The sequence below is a fragment of the Polaromonas sp. P1_E3 genome, from assembly GCF_056405935.1.
The window spans coordinates 1-2835 of sequence record NZ_JBFUBD010000346.1 but is presented as its reverse complement, the minus strand read 5'-3'; the positions used below and the strand labels follow the sequence as shown (position 1 = coordinate 2835).

The 2835-nt window shown below is 60.8% G+C and carries 6 protein-coding genes and 1 pseudogene; 5 read left to right on the top strand and 2 right to left on the bottom strand.

Translation table 11 applies throughout. The features are described 5' to 3' along the window. Both AC1D0Z_RS18945 and AC1D0Z_RS18940 read right to left on the bottom strand, forming a co-directional pair. A pseudogene (locus tag AC1D0Z_RS18945) lies at positions 1 to 273 on the bottom strand (M23 family peptidase); the annotation flags it as partial. An 84-nt stretch (positions 274 to 357) separates the two neighbouring features. Further along, the gene (locus AC1D0Z_RS18940; protein WP_477659736.1) at positions 358 to 573 is read right to left on the bottom strand and encodes a hypothetical protein; all 216 of its coding nucleotides are present in this window, start codon (positions 571 to 573) and stop codon (positions 358 to 360) included. Positions 574 to 815: 242 nt separating this feature from the next. On the opposite strand from AC1D0Z_RS18940, the gene AC1D0Z_RS18935 reads away from it, so the two are divergent. From AC1D0Z_RS18935 to AC1D0Z_RS18915, 5 genes are all read left to right on the top strand, one after another. Further along, on the top strand, positions 816 to 1151 hold the full coding sequence (locus tag AC1D0Z_RS18935; protein ID WP_477659735.1) for an ArsR/SmtB family transcription factor: 336 nt from the start codon (positions 816 to 818) through the stop codon (positions 1149 to 1151). Then, positions 1148 to 1582, top strand: a complete 435-nt coding sequence (locus AC1D0Z_RS18930) for an SRPBCC family protein (protein ID WP_477659734.1) — start codon at positions 1148 to 1150, stop codon at positions 1580 to 1582. The genes AC1D0Z_RS18935 and AC1D0Z_RS18930 overlap by 4 nt, the downstream gene beginning before the upstream one ends. 30 nt (positions 1583 to 1612) lie before the next feature. Beyond that, entirely contained in the window at positions 1613 to 2071 is a 459-nt protein-coding gene (locus tag AC1D0Z_RS18925) for a DUF1801 domain-containing protein (protein WP_477659733.1), read from the top strand. Between the two features lie 33 nt (positions 2072 to 2104). After that, entirely contained in the window at positions 2105 to 2521 is a 417-nt protein-coding gene (locus AC1D0Z_RS18920) for a DUF1801 domain-containing protein (protein ID WP_477659732.1), read from the top strand. A gap of 90 nt (positions 2522 to 2611) precedes the next feature. Beyond that, positions 2612 to 2835, top strand: a 224-nt coding sequence (locus AC1D0Z_RS18915) for an SRPBCC family protein (RefSeq protein WP_477659731.1), incomplete at its 3' end; no start/stop codon positions are given.

Sequence of the window (2835 nt, the reverse complement as noted above, 5' to 3'; positions counted from 1 at the left end):
GGGCTCTGCAGATAACGCAACGCCTACCAGCGCCGTCCATCCCGCTGCCTCACCCAGCACCAGCAGCGGCACACCACCCGCATGCGCCACGGGCCGCAGCGCCGCCGGGCCCAGCGGCAACAGGGCAATGCCGCCGGGAACCTGCGACGCGTTGGGCCATGCGCCCGCGGACGCGGGTGCCGCGGCAAGGCACGAAGYGGGCAAGGCCAGCATGCCCGCGGCGGCCGCCACCAGCGCGCGGCGGGTGATGGGCGCGGGCGATGGTGAGGTCATGGATTGCAAGGACTGCAATGAACAGGGAAGGGCGTTGCGTGGGTGGCTGACAGGCATGGGCCTGATTATTGCGGCCCGGCAGACTTACTCAATCAGCTTGATTTTTCCTTTTTTCACATAGTCGTCAAACTGGATACGCGGAATCGCCGTCACGGCGGCAACGCCATCGCCGGCGTCCCAGCTGAGCGTGGCGCTGTCAGGCTGCAGCGCAACTTCCACACGCACGCGCGGAATCTCGATGGGCGTACCGTCACCCGGTGTGTAAGTCACGTCACCGGTAATCATGGCGAACTGGGGCATGGCTATCTCCTGGTAGGTAGTTGTGCGCCTCCGGATGGCGACGCCTGGAACCATTTGGCACGCATCACCAGCGTTTGTCTGTCGGAGAAAGGCGGCATTGTGGAACGGCAGGGTTCATGAACTGCCATCCATGATGGCAATGGGGTTGTCGCGTTCAGGTTGAAGGGTTGAATCCTCGGTGTCTTCATTTCTGGATGTAGGGGCGGTTGACAAACAAATAACCATCGGGTTATGCTTTTGGCATGCAAACAGTTTCCAACGAGGTCGCGAACGAGGTCTTCAAAGCCCTGGCCGACCCGACACGCCGGGCGATTTTTGAACGCCTGGCGCGTGACGGGGCGCAAACCGTGCGCGCGCTCACAGACCGCGCGGGCGTGTCGCAGCCGGCCGTGTCCAAGCACCTGCGCATCCTGAAACAGGCCAGGCTGGTTGACGACAGGCGCGAAGGACGCGAGACGCATTACAGCGCCCAGCCGCTGGCGCTCTCCGTCCTGCGCGACTGGGTGAGCTTCTACAGCACCTTCTGGAACGACCGCATTGACAGTCTTGAATCACTTTTGAAAAGGATGGACCAATGACCCAAACCGCTAGCGCCGCAGACGCCGCCGCTTCAACCGAAACCCGCTCCGTCGTTGTCGAACGGCAAATCCCTTACCCGCCTGAAAAAATCTGGCGCGCCCTGACGCAGCCGCACCTGATCGAAGAGTGGCTGATGAAAAACGACTTCAAGCCCGTGATGGACCAGCGTTTCAGCCTGCGTGCAGACTGGGGCGCTGTCGAATGCCAGGTCCTGGCCATTGAGCCCGACAAAACGCTGACGTACACCTGGGCCGCCTATGGCCTTGAAAGCGTCGTCACCTGGACGCTTACCCCCACAAGCACGGGCACACACCTGCGCATGGAACAGTCAGGCTTCCGGCTGGACCAGGAGCAGGCTTACCAGGGCGCCAAACATGGCTGGCCGCAGTTCTTTGCCAGGCTGGAACAGGTGCTGGCGCAGCCGGGTTGACTGTCCGGGTCTTCGACGCGAGGCATTGAGATGAACGCAATAGCCAAAAAGAAACCCGATGCGACCAGGGTGCAGGCAAAGGCGGGCAAGCCGGCCCTGCTCGCCGGCGGCAACCCGCAGATTCCCAAGGGTGAGGGCGACGCGCCCGTGCAGGCCTACATCGCAGCCATGCCGGGCTGGAAGCGCGACATCGGCCAACGCCTTGACGCGCTCATCGTGCGCACCGTTCCCGGCGTGCAGAAGGCCGTCAAATGGAACTCGCCCTTTTACGGCGTTGCAGACCAGGGCTGGTTCCTCAGCGTCCATTGCTTCACGAAGTACGTCAAGGTGGCATTCTTTCGCGGCACGTCGCTGCGGCCTGTTCCGCCGGGTGAGTCCAAAAGCAAAGACACGCGCTACCTCGACATCCATGAAGGCGACCCCTTCGACGAAGCACAGCTCACCGACTGGGTGAAGCAAGCCAGCCAGTTGTCTGGCGAAAAGATGTGAGCGACCGCCAGACATGATGAAAGGAGCAACAACATGACCAAGACCAAGACCACAAAGAGCGCGCCGGCTGAAGCAAAAGAGTCAGGCTCAGCTTCAGAGCTGATAGATGCAAAGATCAAAGGCCTCGATGACTGGCGCGGCGAGACGCTCGCCCGCGTCCGGGCCATCGTCACACAGGCAACTCCCCATGTGGTCGAAGAATGGAAATGGAGCGTTCCCGTCTGGTCTAAAGACGGCATTCTTTGCACCGGCGAGACCTACAAGAAGGCCGTGAAGCTGACCTTCCCCAAGGGCGCAAAGCTCGAAGACCCTTCAGGCCTCTTCAACTCCAGCCTCGAAGGCAACACCCGGCGCGCCATTGATTTTCATGAGGGCGACAAGGTCGATGAAAAAGCGTTGAAGGCGCTGATACGCGAAGCCGCGGCGCTGAACAAGCCGCCGGCCAAATAGCCGGGCGACAAATGGTTTCAAATTAACGCAACCAATTTGTTGCGGTTTCGAGTTGACGTGCACATAATAAATGCAACCAGGAGATTGCATATGACTTCATCAACGGCATCGTCTTCATCATCGACAGACCGCATTGAACGCAGCACCTTGATCAACGCCCCCCTGTCACGGGTCTGGCGCGCGCTGGTGAACGCCGAAGAATTTGGCGGCTGGTTCGGCGTGGCGCTCAAAGGCAAAACCTTTGCGCCTGGCCAGCAGGTGCAAGGCAACATCACCATTCCGGGCTACGAGCACGTGGTGTTTGACGTGCGCAT

What these genes read in the sequence shown, in the direction of transcription:
- AC1D0Z_RS18930 (WP_477659734.1), top strand. Translation starts at nt 1,148, where the DNA reads ATGACCCAAACCGCTAGCGCCGCAGACGCCGCCGCTTCAACCGAAACC.
- AC1D0Z_RS18925 (WP_477659733.1), top strand. Translation starts at nt 1,613, where the DNA reads ATGAACGCAATAGCCAAAAAGAAACCCGATGCGACCAGGGTGCAGGCA.
- AC1D0Z_RS18935 (WP_477659735.1), top strand. Translation starts at nt 816, where the DNA reads ATGCAAACAGTTTCCAACGAGGTCGCGAACGAGGTCTTCAAAGCCCTG.
- AC1D0Z_RS18940 (WP_477659736.1), bottom strand. Translation starts at nt 573, where the DNA reads ATGCCCCAGTTCGCCATGATTACCGGTGACGTGACTTACACACCGGGT.
- AC1D0Z_RS18920 (WP_477659732.1), top strand. Translation starts at nt 2,105, where the DNA reads ATGACCAAGACCAAGACCACAAAGAGCGCGCCGGCTGAAGCAAAAGAG.